Annotated in this window: 15 protein-coding genes, 1 tRNA gene and 1 pseudogene; 9 read left to right on the top strand and 8 right to left on the bottom strand. The window is 66.4% G+C overall.

The window, feature by feature from the left end; genetic code table 11:
• From FL344_RS22735 to FL344_RS22705, 7 genes and pseudogenes are all read left to right on the top strand, one after another.
• Positions 1-474, top strand: a pseudogene (locus FL344_RS22735) (DNA primase); the annotation flags it as partial.
• A gap of 92 nt (positions 475-566) precedes the next feature.
• On the top strand, positions 567-2,693 hold the full coding sequence (gene rpoD / locus FL344_RS22730; protein WP_011555174.1) for an RNA polymerase sigma factor RpoD: 2,127 nt from the start codon (positions 567-569) through the stop codon (positions 2,691-2,693).
• 120 nt (positions 2,694-2,813) lie between these two features.
• Entirely contained in the window at positions 2,814-3,161 is a 348-nt protein-coding gene (locus FL344_RS22725; protein ID WP_228565286.1) for an MGMT family protein, read from the top strand.
• A gap of 78 nt (positions 3,162-3,239) precedes the next feature.
• Positions 3,240-3,312 (top strand) — tRNA-Ile (locus tag FL344_RS22720).
• A gap of 524 nt (positions 3,313-3,836) precedes the next feature.
• The gene (locus FL344_RS22715; protein ID WP_141619986.1) at positions 3,837-4,583 is read left to right on the top strand and encodes a 3-oxoacyl-ACP reductase family protein; all 747 of its coding nucleotides are present in this window, start codon (positions 3,837-3,839) and stop codon (positions 4,581-4,583) included.
• A 23-nt stretch (positions 4,584-4,606) separates the two neighbouring features.
• On the top strand, positions 4,607-4,924 hold the full coding sequence (locus tag FL344_RS22710) for a multidrug efflux SMR transporter (RefSeq protein WP_141619985.1): 318 nt from the start codon (positions 4,607-4,609) through the stop codon (positions 4,922-4,924).
• Positions 4,921-5,547 (top strand): TetR/AcrR family transcriptional regulator, encoded by a 627-nt coding sequence (locus FL344_RS22705; RefSeq protein ID WP_141619984.1) that lies wholly within the window; start codon positions 4,921-4,923, stop codon positions 5,545-5,547. Before FL344_RS22710 ends, FL344_RS22705 begins: the two co-directional genes overlap by 4 nt.
• 108 nt (positions 5,548-5,655) lie before the next feature.
• On the opposite strand, the gene FL344_RS22700 is transcribed toward FL344_RS22705, so the two are convergent.
• Together FL344_RS22700 and FL344_RS22695 are read right to left on the bottom strand one after the other, a co-directional pair.
• Positions 5,656-7,116, bottom strand: a complete 1,461-nt coding sequence (locus tag FL344_RS22700) for a HAMP domain-containing sensor histidine kinase (RefSeq protein WP_141619983.1) — start codon at positions 7,114-7,116, stop codon at positions 5,656-5,658.
• On the bottom strand, positions 7,113-7,787 hold the full coding sequence (locus FL344_RS22695) for a response regulator transcription factor (protein ID WP_141589235.1): 675 nt from the start codon (positions 7,785-7,787) through the stop codon (positions 7,113-7,115). The genes FL344_RS22700 and FL344_RS22695 overlap by 4 nt, the downstream gene beginning before the upstream one ends.
• 159 nt (positions 7,788-7,946) lie before the next feature.
• Between FL344_RS22695 and FL344_RS22690 the strand changes: the two genes are divergently transcribed.
• Positions 7,947-9,104 (top strand): alpha/beta fold hydrolase, encoded by a 1,158-nt coding sequence (locus tag FL344_RS22690; RefSeq protein WP_141619982.1) that lies wholly within the window; start codon positions 7,947-7,949, stop codon positions 9,102-9,104.
• A gap of 23 nt (positions 9,105-9,127) precedes the next feature.
• On the opposite strand, the gene FL344_RS39820 is transcribed toward FL344_RS22690, so the two are convergent.
• From FL344_RS39820 to FL344_RS22680, 3 genes are all read right to left on the bottom strand, one after another.
• Positions 9,128-9,253 carry a hypothetical protein gene (locus tag FL344_RS39820; protein ID WP_255508240.1) on the bottom strand — a complete coding sequence of 42 codons (126 nt, stop codon included), beginning with the start codon at positions 9,251-9,253 and terminating at the stop codon, positions 9,128-9,130.
• 5 nt (positions 9,254-9,258) lie between these two features.
• Positions 9,259-10,176, bottom strand: a complete 918-nt coding sequence (locus FL344_RS22685; RefSeq protein ID WP_141619981.1) for a M14 family metallocarboxypeptidase — start codon at positions 10,174-10,176, stop codon at positions 9,259-9,261.
• Positions 10,177-10,383: 207 nt separating this feature from the next.
• A complete protein-coding gene (locus FL344_RS22680; protein ID WP_141619980.1) occupies positions 10,384-11,886 on the bottom strand; it encodes a glycosyltransferase family 39 protein in 1,503 nt (500 codons plus the stop codon).
• A 391-nt stretch (positions 11,887-12,277) separates the two neighbouring features.
• Between FL344_RS22680 and FL344_RS38605 the strand changes: the two genes are divergently transcribed.
• On the top strand, positions 12,278-12,580 hold the full coding sequence (locus FL344_RS38605) for a hypothetical protein (protein ID WP_194863212.1): 303 nt from the start codon (positions 12,278-12,280) through the stop codon (positions 12,578-12,580).
• 302 nt (positions 12,581-12,882) lie between these two features.
• Here FL344_RS38605 and FL344_RS22670 read toward each other — a convergent pair whose 3' ends face one another.
• Genes FL344_RS22670 through FL344_RS22660 form a run of 3 tightly spaced genes read right to left on the bottom strand, consistent with a single transcriptional unit; the run spans position 12,883 to position 15,569 of the window.
• On the bottom strand, positions 12,883-14,382 hold the full coding sequence (locus FL344_RS22670; RefSeq protein WP_141619979.1) for a DUF488 family protein: 1,500 nt from the start codon (positions 14,380-14,382) through the stop codon (positions 12,883-12,885).
• An 18-nt stretch (positions 14,383-14,400) separates the two neighbouring features.
• Positions 14,401-14,760, bottom strand: a complete 360-nt coding sequence (locus FL344_RS22665) for a cupin domain-containing protein (protein ID WP_228565285.1) — start codon at positions 14,758-14,760, stop codon at positions 14,401-14,403.
• A complete protein-coding gene (locus tag FL344_RS22660; RefSeq protein WP_141619978.1) occupies positions 14,757-15,569 on the bottom strand; it encodes a succinate dehydrogenase/fumarate reductase iron-sulfur subunit in 813 nt (270 codons plus the stop codon). The genes FL344_RS22665 and FL344_RS22660 overlap by 4 nt, the downstream gene beginning before the upstream one ends.
• Between the last annotated feature and the right edge of the window lie 44 nt (positions 15,570-15,613).

Raw genomic sequence — 15,613 nt, 5'->3', positions numbered from 1 at the left:
CCCCTGGAGAAGCCGCCCCCCGCGCTGGAGTGCTTCTACGTGGGCGCGGTGTTGAAAGAGCCACGGTTGATGGCGCGGGACACCTTCCGCGTGTGTGACGAGCTGTCCCACATGGGCCTGCGCATGGCGCTGGCGCATGCGACGTCGGGACACGGCGCAAACGATGCGCTCTTTGAATCCTCGGAAGCCGTGAAGCGCGGCATTGAAAGCGCGCTGCGGCAGCTCCCCTCGGAACCTGTTCCCCTGGAGGCGGCGTTCCTCTCCATCTGCAGGGAAATCATGGTGCGGCGCATCGACGAGCGGCTCGTTTATATAAAGCGGGCGACGGAGCAGACGCCGGGGGCGTTCGACCTGACAGAGGAGACGCGCCAGCTCCTGGCGGAGCGCGTGGAACTGTTGGCGCTCAAGAAGCGTGTCCTGGAGGAGCTCAAGCCTGCCTCCTCGGGAACAAAGGCGCCCATGCAACCGGTTTGAGTTCGCGTTTGTAAGAAACCCTGACTTTGCGGTAGATCGGCCGGCTCGCCCAGGCCTCAAGCCCCTGAATTTGCTCAAGGAGAAGTACCCGAATGCCGACGCAGAAGCCCTCGAAGGCGTCCGTGAAGCCGACCAAGAAGAAGGTGGATCCGGTGATCCGCAAGAAGAAGGCTCCGGACGGTGCCGCGGCGAAGGGGGCCAAGACGGGCGCCGAGGAGAAGGAAGAACTCGTCGCGAGGGACGTCGTCGCCGAGGCGACGGAGAAGCTCAAGAAGAAGAAGAAGGGCGTGGCGCCGGCCATGGGCGATGACGTGGACCCGGAGGAGGCCGCGGAAGAGGCCGCCGCCGCCGTCCAGGTCGACCCCGACGCCGTCGAGGACGACATCGAGGAGGATCCGGTCGCCGAGCGCAAGGAGGTCAAGGACCTGCTCGCCGCGGGCCGTGAGAAGGGCTTCCTCACGTACGACGAGGTCAATGACGCGCTCCCCGCCGACATCGTGTCGTCCGATCAGATCGACGACGTGATGAGCATGTTCGGCGACAACGACATCGAGATTGTCGACGCGCAGAAGGCCGCTCAGAACAACGAAATCAAGCCCACCGTCACCGTCGAGGAAGAGAAGGAAGACGCCGACGAGGACGAGAAGGACGAAGACGACGAGCCGGGCGGCAAGTCGAACGACCCGGTGCGCCTGTACCTGCGCAAGATGGGCAGCGTCAGCCTGCTCACCCGCGAGGGCGAGGTCGAAATCGCCAAGCGCATCGAGGATGGCGAGAAGGAAGTCCTCCGCGCGCTGCTGGCGTGCAAGGTGGCCGTCGAGGAGATACTCGACATCGGCAACAAGCTGAAGACGGCCAAGCTGCGCGTGCGCGACGTCATCAAGGACGCGCCGGAAGAGACGCAGTCCGAAGGTGCCGAAGAGGCGCCCGAGGAGGTCGGCGAGGGCGACGCTCCGGCGCAGCTGGCGCAGAGCGAGCTCAACAAGATTGAGCAGATCTGCAAGCAGATCGAGCGCTTCCGCAAGTTCGCCCAGGACTGCGACGTCTTGGAGGAGGAGCTGTCCTCCAAGAAGAAGCTGACCGAGGTCCGCAAGAAGGAAGTGAAGCAGGAGATCAAGGACCTCCGGACCAAGATGATGGAGGTCCTGGAGGAGATGCGGCTCAACAAGAAGCAGGTGGACCGCATCGTCATCAACCTCAAGGCCCTCATCGAGCGCGTCGACAAGGCCGAGGACGAGCTGCGTGATTTGGAGCGTCGCTACGACTGCTCCATGAAGGAGCTGCGCCCGCAGCTGAAGGAGTCGCGGGAGAACCCCAACATCGGCAAGAAGCTGCAGAAGCAGCTCAACCTCACGCCGGAGCAGTTGGAGGTCCTGGATCGCGACGTGCGCACGGCGGTGCGGAAGATCAAGAAGGTCGAGGAGGAGGCCAACCTCCCCGTCGAGTCGCTGCGCCGCAACTACGACGCCATCCGTCTGGGTGAGCGTCGCGCCGAGCGCGCCAAGAGCGAGCTGGTGGAGGCCAACCTGCGCCTCGTGGTGTCCATCGCGAAGAAGTACACGAACCGCGGCCTGCAGTTCCTGGACCTCATCCAGGAGGGCAACATCGGCCTGATGAAGGCCGTGGACAAGTTCGAGTACAAGCGCGGCTACAAGTTCTCGACCTACGCCACCTGGTGGATTCGTCAGGCCATCACCCGCGCCATCGCGGACCAGGCCCGCACCATCCGCATCCCGGTGCACATGATCGAGACCATCAACAAGCTCATCCGCACCAGCCGCTACCTGGTGCAGGAGATTGGCCGCGAGCCGACGCCGGAGGAGATCGCGGAGAAGATGGAGCTGCCGCTCGACAAGGTCCGCAAGGTCCTGAAGATCGCCAAGGAGCCCATCTCCCTCGAGACGCCGATTGGCGAGGAAGAGGACAGCCACCTGGGCGACTTCATCGAGGACAAGAGCCTCGTGTCGCCGGCGGACGCGGTCATCAACATGAACCTGGCGGAGCAGACCCGGAAGGTGCTCGCCACGCTGACGCCGCGCGAGGAGAAGGTGCTCCGCATGCGCTTCGGCATCGGCGAGAAGTCCGACCACACGCTGGAAGAGGTGGGCCAGGACTTCGAGGTGACGCGCGAGCGCATCCGTCAGATTGAGGCCAAGGCGCTGCGCAAGCTGCGCCACCCGAGCCGCTCCAAGCGCCTGCGCTCCTTCGTGGAGAGCTGAGCTGGGCTTGAGCTGAGCCGAAACGTGGGCCCCCGCTCCATTCGTGGACCGGGGGCCTTCGTGTTTCTAGAGTCCGGGGCCGTGGCGCTCCGAGCGAAGACGAAGACACCAAGGGCAGAAGTGAAAAAGGCTCCCCTCCCCTTCTCCAAGGCGGTGTGGAAGGCGGTCCGGGCCATTCCGCGCGGGCAGGTGCGCTCCTATGCCCAGGTGGCGCTCTATGCGGGCCGTCCTGGGGCCGCCAGAGGTGTGGGCCGGGAGATGGCCACCCTGCCCCAGCAGCCCGAGCTGCCGCTGCCCTGGTGGCGCGTCACGCGCTCGGACGGGACGCTGGCGCCCCAGGTGGCGCAGGAGCAGGCACGGCGACTGAGGACCGAGGGTGTGGAGGTGACGCAGCGTGGGGACACCTTCCGCGTGAAGGTGCCCCGCGAGGCGCCGGCCCCTGGACTGGCAACGAAGCGGAAGCGCTGAAGCCGGGTAAACGACGCCACTTGCCAGGACTGCGCGCCCGGCGATATGCAATCCGTCACGCGGTTGGTTGGCACATGAGGGCCCTTAGCTCAGCGGTTAGAGCTGTCGGCTCATAACCGATTGGTCCCTGGTTCGAATCCAGGAGGGCCCATTTCCCTCAATGCCTCTCAATTCCTTGGGAATCTCTTCAAGGGCGTCTGTCCATTGAGCGGCATCCGCGGTGTTCCGCACCACCGGCGCCACCACCTTGGCATTGAGATAGGACGGGGCGCGCTTGGACACCTTGCGCCGGGCGGACGGCAGCCGCAGGGTTGCCGCCCTTCCAGAGCCCGCGCTGGATGGCCTTGGAGAAGAGGCCCTGTGCGAAGCCGCACAGGTTGTTGATCGGCTTGGGCGAGAGCTCGGCGGGCTGCGGTTCACCTCGGGGAGCGTCAACGCACCCAGGCGGGGCCGAAGGTGAGCATCACCCGCTTCTTCCTAGTCGCTGCCTCAAGCCCCTCGCTCGCCTCCTCCTCACCTGCTTGAGGGACCTGGCTCACTCACCTTGGCGGAGAGAGCGCGGGCTCTTTCCCCCAAAGGGCTCTGCTGGGGACATATGAACCGGTCATTAAGAAAGTCTTGACGAAGACACCCTCGCTGCGTAGACATTTTAAACGACCGGTTTCAAAGTAGAGGGTGGACATGATGGCGTTCAGTGGCAAGGCGGCGTTGGTGACAGGTGGCACGCGTGGCATCGGCGCCGCCATCGTTCGGCATCTGGCAAAGGGGGGGGCGGACGTAGCCTTCACCTATGCGAACTCTGGCGACAAAGCGGCCACGCTGGTCGGTGAACTCAAGGCACTCGGCCGACGGGCCGTGGCCATCCAGGCGGACAGCGGAGACCCCGACGCCGTCCGTGGCGCAGTCGACCGCGCGGCGTCCGAGTTGGGCCGCCTGGACATCCTGGTCAACAACGCCGGCATCTTCCCTTCCGGACCGTTCGAAAAGGTCACACTCGAGGAACTCGACAGGACGCTGGCAATCCACGTTCGAGGCGTGTTCGTCGCGTCTCAAGCCGCGCTCGCGCACATGCCGCAGGGTGGCCGCATCATCTCGATTGGTTCCTGCTTCGCGCAGCGCGTGCCCTATGGCGGAGTCACGCTCTACTCGATGAGCAAGTCCGCCTTGATCGGCCTGACGAAGGGCCTGGCACGGGAAGTCGGCGAGCGCGGCATCACAGTGAACGTGATCGACCCCGGGTCGACGGATACCGACATGAATCCGGCGACCGGGCCCGCCGTCGCGGCCGAGTTGGCGCTCATGTCCCTCAAGCACTACGCGCAGCCCGAGGACATCGCCGCCACCGTCGGGCACCTGGCGGGTGCCAGCGGGCGATTCATCACAGGCACCTCCATCGCGGTCGATGGTGGCTTTTCGGCTTGAAGCCGCGACATCAAGAGCCGTTCATGGCATGGATTGTGTTGATAGTGGCCGGGTGTCTGGAGATCGCCTGGGCGCTCGCGCTCAAGCGAGCCGACGGCCTGACCCGGTTCTGGCCCAGTGTCATCGGCATCGGCCTCGCCATGGTCAGCCTGGTGCTGCTGTCGCTCGCCTTGAAGCAACTGCCCGTCGGAACGGCCTACGCTGTCTGGGTGGGGATGGGCATGTGCGGCGTCGCGATCTTCGGCATGCTATTTCTCGGCGAACAGGTCTCGGCACCACGTATCTTCTTCCTGATGATGATCGGTATCGGCGTCGCTGGCCTGCGGGCAATCGAGCGATGACTCCGCGCAAGGTGAAGACGAAGAAGCCCTCCGCTGTGATGGGCCGCCCCCGCGGGTTCGACCGCGACGAGGCACTCGTGGAGGCGATGCGGGTGTTTTGGGCGCGCGGCTACGAGGGCACGTCCATCCAGGATCTGGTCGATGCGATGGGCGTCAACAAGCCCAGCCTCTATTCCATCTTCGGCTGCAAGGAAGAGCTCTTCCGCGAAGCCGTTGAACTCTACGACCGGCTCGAAGGCATTCACACCACCCGCAGCCTGGAGGATGCTCCGTCCGCACGCGCGGCGGTGGAGGAGATGCTGCGCGCCAATGCGCGGGCCTACACCGCCAGCGACAAACCTCGGGGGTGCATGATCGTCCTGTCTTCGCTCCTGGGCTCGCCGGAGAACGAGCAGGTCAGGACCTTCCTCGCGGAGAATCGCCTCAGGGGTGAGCGTGCGCTGAAGCAGCGACTCGAGCGAGGCATTCTCGATGGAGACCTCCCTGCATCCGCCGAGGTGGGGAAGCTCGCCGCGTTCTACACCACGGTGCTGGAGGGCTTGTCGATACAGGCTCGCGATGGCGCCTCCGCGAAGAAGCTCGCCGCCATCATTGATGCCGCGATGCTCGCTTGGCCGACATGAGAGAAGACATCTCACGCTTCTTTGCCCCAACGAAGCTCACGCGCAGTACAGGGGGACGCCCCACATTCTGAAGGCCATCAATCCGCCAGGAAGACCCGCGCCTGACTTCTATAGCCAAGGGTCGATGCTTCTTCCTGCGGGAGCTCTTCGCACCCGCATCCGGAATGTCGCGCCGCCGCCTTCTGTGGGCAGGTGCTGCAGGCTACCGCCGTGGCCTTCCGAGATGCGGCGGGCGATGGCCAGACCCAACCCGGTTCCACTCCACTGACCTTCCCGGCGCCAAAAGGGCTCGAAGATGTTCTCTCGGTCGGACTCCTCGACGCCGGGGCCGTGATCGACGACGTCGACCGTGACGCTGGACGTGCTGGCTTCCATCCTGACGATCACCGTCCCGCCAGCGGGCTCGGCGCGCAGCGCATTGTCGAGCAGGTTGGCCAACGCCGACCGAAGGCCATCGGCCTGTCCCAGCACCATCTCGGAGGGCGATGCGGCTTCCAGGGCGATGGCTCGTCCGCTCCGCAGCGCCAGCGGCGCCATGTCGCTGATCAGATCACGCAGCTGCTGGACGAGATCCAGCGCTCTCCAATCCGCCGGGGTCTGTCCCTGCATGCGGAAAGCCGCGAGCAGTTGGTCGACCATCAGCCCCAACCGCGTCGCATCGCGCCGCAGGTCGCGCGTGGCGGGGCTGTCGCCCAGGGAGTCGAGCCGGGCGCAGAGAATCGCCACAGGGGTGCGCAACTCGTGCGCGGCATTGGCGACGAACAGTTGCTGGCGGGAGACGCCGCGCTCGAGCCTTTCCAGCAGCTGATTGATGGCCGTGACGAAGGGCTGGATCTCCTTGGGCACGCCATCGGGCGACAGCCGCTGGTCCAGCGTCTCGAGGCCGATGCCGGATGCGGCGTTGGCGGCCCTCGTGAGGGGTCGTAGCGCGCGACGCAGCATCAGTGGCAGCACGAGGACGGTGGCTAGGACGGCCGAACCAAACAGCTTCATCACGCGCGGAATCAGCGTCAGCAGCGCGGTTGGCAGGTCATCCAGTCCGAGGCGATTGCCGCTCGTCACGACGACCGCGGTCCCGATGCCGTGGACCGGGAACATCGAGACGTTCGCGCGCTGGCCCTCTCCGAGGGCGATCACCGGATCTCCGCACTCAGCGAGCAACTGCACACACTGCAGGTCGGGGAAGTACCGGTACAGGTCGGCGAGGGTGGGCGCCGGTTCGAGGTTCGCGCCAAGTACGGCCCAGCCGCGTGGAGCGATCGCGTGGGCAAGCTGCTGCGATGATCCGGGCACCAGGCGGCCGTCCAGGTACACGGCGTAGGCCAGCTGCGGACGTCGTGCCTGATAGGCGCGCAGAGCGCTCGAAGGCTCGATGCGAGGGGCGCCTGCCGGGTCCAGCGTGATCGACTCGGCAACGCGACGTTGGGAGGTCGCGGCGGACAGATCGTCGTGCGAGACGGAGTGGGAGAACACCATCCAAAACAGCATCAGCCCGGTGATGACGATGAGCTGCGTTGCGAGGACGGCCGCGATCAGGCGCGGCGCCAGGGAGTCCGTGAGACGCTTCATGGCTCGTCGATAAGATAGCCGACGCCCCGGACCGGGTGCAGCACCACGCCCGCGCCACAATCCTCGAGCCGCCGTCGCAGCCTGGAGATGTGTGCTTCCAGGGTGTTGGCACTGGGCTCCTCGTCGAACCCGTAGACCTCCTTGATGAGGGTGTCGCGCTGGACGACCCGCCGCGCGCGGCGCATCAGGGCGGCCAGCAGCGAGGCCTCGCGCCGGCGAAGCAGCAGCGGCCTTCCCTGCACCGTCATCTGCCTGGAGCCGAGGTCGTACTCGATGGCGCCGCAGCGCACCGGCTGCAGCTGTCGCGCCTGTGCAGGCCGTCGCAGCACCGAGCGGATGCGCGCCCGCAGCTCGTCTGCATGGAAAGGCTTTTCCATGTAGTCATCCGCACCCGCATCCAGGCCTGCGACTCTCTCCGGGACATCTCCCATCGCGCTGATCACCAGCACGCCCGCCTCCGGCTGCATGGCACGGAGTTCGGGAATCAGGCACAGGCCGTCGCCATCGGGCAGGCGGCGGTCCAGAAGCACGATCGCGTAGGCGCCCAGGTGGATCGCGCTACGGGCCTCGGTGACCGAAGCCACGGCGTCGACCGAGAAGCCCTGGGACGTCGCTTCATTTGCCACCAGCCGCGCGAGTTCCGGCTCATCCTCGACAAGGAGCGCACGCATGAGTCCCCTCCGTGTCGGCGGACGCTACTCCTCCCGGGGCGAAGGCGCCGCGACAATCAGCGACTGTCAGGCTCGTGCAAGCCTGCGCTGCCAGAAGGGAATGGAAGGAGGTGGGCGATGCCCCCTATGCGAGCACCTGCGTACTGTCCCGGGACCGAGATGACGAACCTCTTCCGTAATTGCTGCCTGGCCGTCCTCCTGACGAGCTGTGCGGGCACCCCTACGGCCAGGGAGCAGGCTGGACCCGGCAGCCGGCGCGAAGCGACCGCCATCGTCGCCAACCTGCGCCGGATCGTGACCCCCATGGGTGTGGAGCGGCTGGAGAAGGTCCACATCGGCGGGATCGACCAATGGGTCTCGATCCGCGGCGTCGACCGGGCGAATCCCGTGTTGCTGATGCTCCACGGAGGTCCCGGCTTCGTGTCGATGCCGACGAGCTGGTACTTCCAGCGGGGGTGGGAGGAGTACTTCACCGTCATCCAGTGGGATCAGCGCGGTGCTGGAAAAACCTACCTGGCGAATGACCCCTCCGCGGTCGCGGCGACCATGACGGCGGAGCGGTTGATCGCCGATACCGAGGAGATGATTCGCTGGGCACGCAACGAGTTCGGCAAGGAGAAGATCTTCCTGCTCGGACATTCATGGGGCAGCTACCTCGGCCTGTCCGTAGCGCAACGTCACCCGGAATGGCTGCACGCGTATATCGGAATGGGACAGGCGACCGATGTTCTGGAGAGCGAACGGCGCGGATGGCGCTTTGCCATGGACAGGGCACGCGCAGCCGGAAACGAGGAGGCGATCAGGGAGCTGCAATCGATTGCGCCGTACGCGGCGCATGGCGCTGCGCTCGAGCTGCCCGTCGTCGCGATCCAGCGCAAGTGGCTCGGCTTCTATGGCGGCCAGGTGCACGGGAGGACGGGTGGCCAGGCCGAAGCGGAGGGCTTCGCACTCTCTCCGGAGTACACGGATGCCGAGCTGGCCTCGGTGTGGACCGCCAACGAGCTCTCCGAGGAGAAGCTGTTCCCCGCCGTGTTGCGGGCCGACTTCAGCAACGTGACCCGGCTCGAGTGCCCGATGCTCCTCTTCAATGGCCGGCACGACTACAACGTGTCGGCAAGCGTCGCGGCCGAATGGTTCGAGCGCCTTCACGCCCCCATCAAGCACCTGGTCTGGTTCGAGAACTCGGCTCACGAGATCATGAACGAAGAGCCGGGCAAGATGCTGCTGTCGCTGGTCAGGTACGCCCGGCCCATCGCCGAGGCGGCAGGCGATGCACCGAAGCCGGCCCCCCGGGACGCGGCCACCGGGGCGCGATAGGCACGACATGCCACCCTGAAGTCCTACTCCCACGCCAGCGGGCCCTGCGCCGCGGCCACCGGCGCCGCCTGCGTCGGCTCGCCCACATGAGCCGTGACGGCCACGAGGTCGAGCGTGGCGTGCGCTCGACGTCGAGATTGGATTGGCACGTCCCCTACGGATGCGCCAACGCGTAATCGAGCGCCGCCGTGACCGCCGCCACCTGCGCGTCGCTGCACTGGGCGGGCGTCGCACGCGGGCTGTCGGGGTAGACCTCGGTGGTCGTCACGTAGCGGGCGCGCGTGATGCCAGCGCACAGTCCGAGCTGGCGGAGTGCGTAGTGGATGACGCCCGGGGCGACGACGGGAGAGCCAATGATATTGCCGTCGGCATCGGGCGGGGCGATGTGGGTGACCTTCGCGACCGCTGCGATGACCGCCTGCTGGAAGTCGAGCCGCGGGTTCTCGGTGTCGCCCACGACGTAGAATCCGTCGGGGGTGTGGCCGGGCTCGAAGGGCTTGCCGTCGCGCGCGGCCAAGGCGGGGCGGAACTCCGCCTCGTCCGAGTCGGTGGTCTCGTGCAGGTCCACGTGCACGAGCACGCGGTCGCGCAGCGGGGCGACCAGCCGCATGAGGGCCGCCGACTCCTCCGCGGGGCTGGGCTCGCGGAAGGAGCGGTTCGGGTCGATGGCATTCATGTTCCAGCGGTGGATCCGCTCGTAGGCCCACGGGCTGACGCACGGGACGACGAGCAGGTTGAAGCGGCCCGCGTAGCCAGCCGCATGCCGCTCGACGAACTGCAGCGCGCCGTGGACGCCGCTCGTCTCGTAGCCGTGTACTCCACCCGTGACCAGCGCCACCGGCAACCCGTCGCGCCAGTCGCGGCTCGCGAGCGCGAACAGCGGGTACGTGTCCGGCGAGTAGTCCAGCAGGCCGTACTGCACCACGTCGAAGCGCGCGCGCAGGCGCTCTATCGCGCTCAGCACGTCGGCCGCGTAACTGCGCTTGCGGGTCTGGCGGGACCGCCAGGCCGTGACTTCCGCCTCACCCCAGGGGCTTCCGGGGGAACCAATCGGGTACGGTGCAGTGCTCATATCGGCGATTCTAGAGCAGGTTGCGGGCCGCTACCCGGGCTTCTCGTGTGTGACATCAGGCATAAGACGGATAGGGACCCTCAACACCGCGCGGCCTTGGGTGGCCGTCGCGCCAGGGGCAGCCTTGCACCCGCAGTGGGCAGTCCCGGTGCTTGAGAGTCGCTCGCCCCTTCCAGCTTCCTTCCGGCTTGGGGAATCCGCGAGACTTCACTCAGAAGCACGCCGCCAGAAGAGCCCTTCTCGCACGAAGTGCTCATGGACCCAGCGCTCGCTGGCGGAGGACAGCTGCCATTCGCCACGTCCCTCAAGGACCAGGATGTCACAGCGCGCAAGCATGGGGAGCATGGTCCGCTGCGAGCGCTCATCCTCGAAAGCGGCTCCTGCGTGAGCGAAGCGCCCCGGGGTGCCCAGTGCATCATTCAGCATGAGGCCATAGGGGTCGACGAGGATGGGAGTCCCCTCTGGGATTCCGGGAAGCCGCCCGGCGGCGATTGCCCAAGCCGGTTCGAAGGTGCAAAGGGCAGAATCCGGGGGGACGGAGGCCCGGAGTGAGCTCCCGAGCGTGAGCAGGAAACGGTCTCGCTGATTCGCAGAGCGGATGGCCGCCGGCAACGGAGAGAGTGCGATGAGCATCACCGTGGCGGTGATGAGCGCGGCTTGCGTGCGCGAACGTGTGTCCGCCCAACTCAACACCACGGAGGCCCCCAACCCCGCGAGGACCGCCATGGTGGGCGCCAGGTGGGCGTTGTACTGGGCCCAATAGCTCTTCGACGACAAGAAGGTCACGACCGTCAGGACCCAGGCGGCCGCGAAGAGTCGCTCGGCGACGGCCTCCCTTCGACGAGTTCGGGCCAGGGCCACGACCAAGCCCCAGACACAGAGGACGGAGAGGCCCAAGCGCCCGTCTCCCAGAATCATGAGAAGCCGGCGCCAGACGTCTGACTCGCCATCGGGTGGGCGGAGCAACTGGAACCGAAGAAGGCCATCGAGCATCGCGGCGGGGGCGAGCGCGAAGAAGGGGCCCAGCCAGACCAGCCCCACGGCTGCCGCGACAAGCACGACGCGTAGGGCACGCCGTCCCTGGCCCGCCATGCCGCGAGCCCACACCGCAGCGATGACCCAGGCGCCGGCTGTCAGCTTGATGGCGCACGCGGTGGCAAGTAGGGCTCCGGCCAGCAAATCCCCCTTCCACCGAGAGGCATCGGCCCCATGCCGCAGCCAAACCCATGCCATGCCAAGACAGGCGAGGTTGAGCAGTGGCTCCAAGAAGGGCCCGCGCTCGGTGGCGGCTGCTTCTGGGAAGACGGCATAGGCGAGCGCGGCCACGACGCCTGCCCTGACGCCCCATTGCTCCTGAGCGATGCGTCCGCACAGGAGCGTGCTCAGTGCCCCGATCCCGGGGACGAGCCAACGGACCACCGCGAATGCCAGCGCTGCGTCGAAGCCACGCGCGAGCGCGGCCACTGGCGCCAGCAACATGGCAATCCCAGGAGGGTGGACGAAGAAGTAATCACGGTAGGGCAATACACCATGGGCGAGAAGTGCGGCGGCACTGAAATAGACGCCCTCGTCGTAGTCCACGGGATGCCCGAAAGCGCCTCCCCGGTGGAAGAAGCCCGCGATGCGCAGCAGCCACGCCCCTGAAGCGATGAGCACCAGGGGCCACCAGGGCAGTTGGAGACGGGGCGTGGAGAGATTCGAAGAACGCACCCGGACACGCGTACTAAAGGCATCCCGGCGTGTCGAGAAGGCGCAAGTCAGTTCATGCGGCGCGCATCGCCAGTCGAACTCCTGACTTGACTCACTGAATCATCCGGAGACATGACTCTTTTTAATACTGACAGGTTCCGTGTGTGGCGATTCAGGCGTCCCCATTCATGGGAAGTGCTCATGCACAGCCGATGCATCGGCCTCGTCTTTGCGCGTCTCATTCAAGGAGACTGCGCACTGACAACCCTCGTCCGCTTCTCCGTCCAGGAGACTCGACGCCTGTTGCTGGCACTCTGGCGACGTCACCACCAAGCCGGCGCCAGGCAATGCCACTACCGGGCACGCGGCGCCAGACTCAAACTCCACCTGTAGGTTCTCCGCCTCCCGCGGAATGCGGACCCTCTGCTCCTCGGTAAACCTGCTCTTCCTCACGACCGACCTGCCTCCTGGCCGCGAGGACTCTCACGCGTCAACGTGTCCGAAAGTTGGGGAGCAGACCATCGAGGAGCGCGCCCATTCCTTCGCACCCGACTCAGATCGACTGACGATACCCGAAGAACTCGTGATCTTCATCGTAACCGCCGTACCCACCTCCCACTTCGAGGAAGTCAGCGACGAACTCGATGCCAGCAATCCACTTCACTTGCTTGAAGCCGAGCTGAACCTCGTTGCGCAAGCAGCCAGACCAGGTTGAACCAACGGTTCGCGCCGATTCGCAGGCGAGGGGCGATACCGAAGGCGGCCGGAATGGAGCCGGCCCAGGTCTTCGGATCGACGACGTCCTCGCCCTTGGTGAGGCGCTCTCGCAGCTCCTTCACCAGCTCCGGTGAGACGCGGTCGGCTCCAGAGGGCGGTGGTGGCGTGGCGGTCGGTTTCGGTGGGTCTGCCATTTCACGGGCTCCTGAGCGGCGACTCGGCTTCGCGCGGCGCCCCTAGAGCAGAGCGACCCGCCTCCTCTGCATAAGTTGCACATCGGCAGGCATCGCTGCGTTGACCTCAATGGTGCGACTCCGACGCGCTGATAAGGCTTCGCCGTGGCCCAGCGTCGGCGACATGAATGAGGCCTCGGGCCAAGAGCGCGCTACCGAGCGAGCAGAAATACAAATATCCACGCTGCTCGCCGAAGCGGCGGATCAGGCGCTCGAGAGCAGGTCCCGGCTCGACATGCATCAATCCCGAGAGCCCGCGAATGACCCCGACATCGCCCTCCGGGAACACGTCCAGCCGGCCCAAGCCGCGCAGGAGAACCAAGGCCGCGCTCCAGGGACCAATACCGGGGAGCCCCGTGAGCATCCGCATCGCCTCGGCGCTGCTCATTCGCGTGAGCATGGCCTCTGTCACATCGCCCGCTTGGACGGCGGCGGCGGCCGCGCGGAGCGCCTCGGCCTTCCTCGCGCTCAAGCCACAGGAGCGAATCGCATCGAGCCGCGCCTCGGCGAGCGCAGCAGCAGTCGGAAAGGCGTACCGTTCTTGCCCCTCGTGCGGCAAGGACCGGCCGAAGCGCTCTACCAAACGGCGAACGACTGCGACCCCGGCGTCCAGGCTGACCTGCTGGAACGGGATGACGTTCGCGAACGTCTCGAAGAGGCTGGGGAACCGTGGCGGCCGCATACCGCGCAGCGCGAGCGCAATGGGGCCGAGCTTACGCTCGGCTTGGAGCAGCCGATCGAGCGGCTCCGGGTCCACATCGAGTCCGAGCACCACCCGCAACACCCGAGAGATCTCGGCATGCGCGCCGCGCGAGTCATCCCCATCGAGCACGCGGAACCGGACCTGCGGCTCGTCCACCGTCCCCTGATTCGAGACCTCGACCAGCACGAGTCCATCGGAGACCGTGAGCGCTCGCAGGTACCGTCCGTCCTCCCAGACGTTGACGAGGTTCGTCGGCCGCCGCTGCAGCACGCGCACGGTCGCCTCGAGGTGAAACGGCGCGCGCGTATCGAGGGATGAGCCGAGTCCCGCCGGATACGTGAGCCGCGTGCCATCGACATGAGCGAAGTCGGTCATCCGGTGCGGCGTCGACCGGGTTCGGCTGGTGATGTGCTCGACCTTCGTACCGCGAACTGTCAGGGCGTCTGCGACCAGGGATCGATGGCAACGCCAGGGCACGGATTCGGCGCACATCAACGCGACCGTGCCTTCCACGACCAGCTCACGCAGCTCGGCCAGCCCAGACTCGAACTCGTCCGTCAGCATGTAGTCCGCGTACCCGCGGAAGCTCGCATTGCGCCACCCCGTGTTCGGTGAGTCACCGCGCGCGTGCCGCAGCCCTCCGAGCGCGGGGAGATGGACGTAACGGAGCTGATGCCGGCGAAGCGCGGAGCGAAGCGCCTCGCGTTCGAATTGCGGATTGTGGCGCGAGCGCGGGATCGTCCTGATATCAGCCACGGTGGAGACGCCGAACGGTCGAAGGAGCGCGACGAGCTCATCGAGCGTTCGCGTCGAGTGGCCGACGGTATAGAGTTGGAGGCCTCGCCAGCTCTTTGCCCCGCGCATCGACTTTCTACGCCTCCCTCATGGGCTCTTCCATCCGAGCGTGAGCAGGAACGCGCTCTCCTCGATCGCCTCCACGTCATGGCGCAGGCCTTTCTCGAGGACGAGCAAACGCCCGAACGGCAGCTCCACAATCTTGTCGGGCAGGCGCAGTCGCACGTGCCCGGAGAGCGCGTGGACCGACACGGTTTCGCTGGCGCGATGCTCGGCCATCCGTGCGCCAGCCTTCATCGCGATGAGGACGATGCGCAGGTCGGGCTCGCGCACCAGCGTCCGCGCCGTGTGGCCCTCCCGCAGGTAGGCGTCTTCTCGCCGCATTTCACGCTCGACTGCCGCCAGGTCGAACGTGGCCCCACCCCCGAGATGTGTCGGTTTGGTCATGCCGTTCCTCCTCTTTCTGGGTCTTGGCTCTGGGCGTCCGCCTCGGGCTCGCGCCACACTTCGCGTTGGGATGCGATCGATGCCCGGAGCCATTCATGGTTCATGAGCGCGATGGCATCGATGCTGATCGACTTCGGGCACGCCGCCTGGCACTCGCCGTGCCAGGTGCAGTTGCCAAAGCCCTCCTCATCCATGCGCGCGACCATGGAGAGCACCCGCCGCTCCCGCTCCGGTCGCCCCTGAGGCAGGAGCGCCAGGTGAGAGACCTTCGCGCCGGTGAAGAGCGCGGCCGAGGCGTTCGGGCAGGCGGCGACACAGGCCCCACAGCCGATGCAAGCCGCGGCGTCCATCGCCCCGTCGGCGTTCTGTTTCGAAACGGCCCGCGTGCTCGCCTCGGGCGCGGCCCCCGTTGGCACCGAGATGAACCCGCCAGCGCCGATGATTCGGTCGAGCGCGCTGCGTTCGACGATGAGATCCTTGAGCACAGGAAACGCCCGCGCGCGCCAGGGCTCGATCACGAGCAGCGCGCCGTCCGGAAAGCGGCGCATGTGGAGCTGACACACCGCCGCGCCGCCGAGGGGACCATGCGCCGCGCCATTGATCATCACGCCGCACGTCCCGCAGATGCCCTCGCGACAGTCGCTCTCGAACGCGACCGGGGCCTCGCCTTTGGCGGCGAGTTGCTCGTTCAGGACATCGAGCATCTCGAGAAAGGACATGTCGGCGGTGATGTCAGAGACCTCGTAGCGGCGAAAGGCGCCCTGGGACCGCGACCTTTCCTGTCTCCAGATCTGCAGAACGAAGCGCACGCTGTTCTCCTTCCCCCCTTCGCCCACGAGCGCCTCGGTATGGA

The sequence above is a fragment of the Myxococcus sp. AB036A genome (assembly GCF_006547355.1).
GTDB classification, from domain to species: domain Bacteria; phylum Myxococcota; class Myxococcia; order Myxococcales; family Myxococcaceae; genus Myxococcus; species Myxococcus virescens.
Note: the sequence above shows the minus strand (reverse complement) of the source record. Positions and strands in the feature narration are given on the sequence as shown.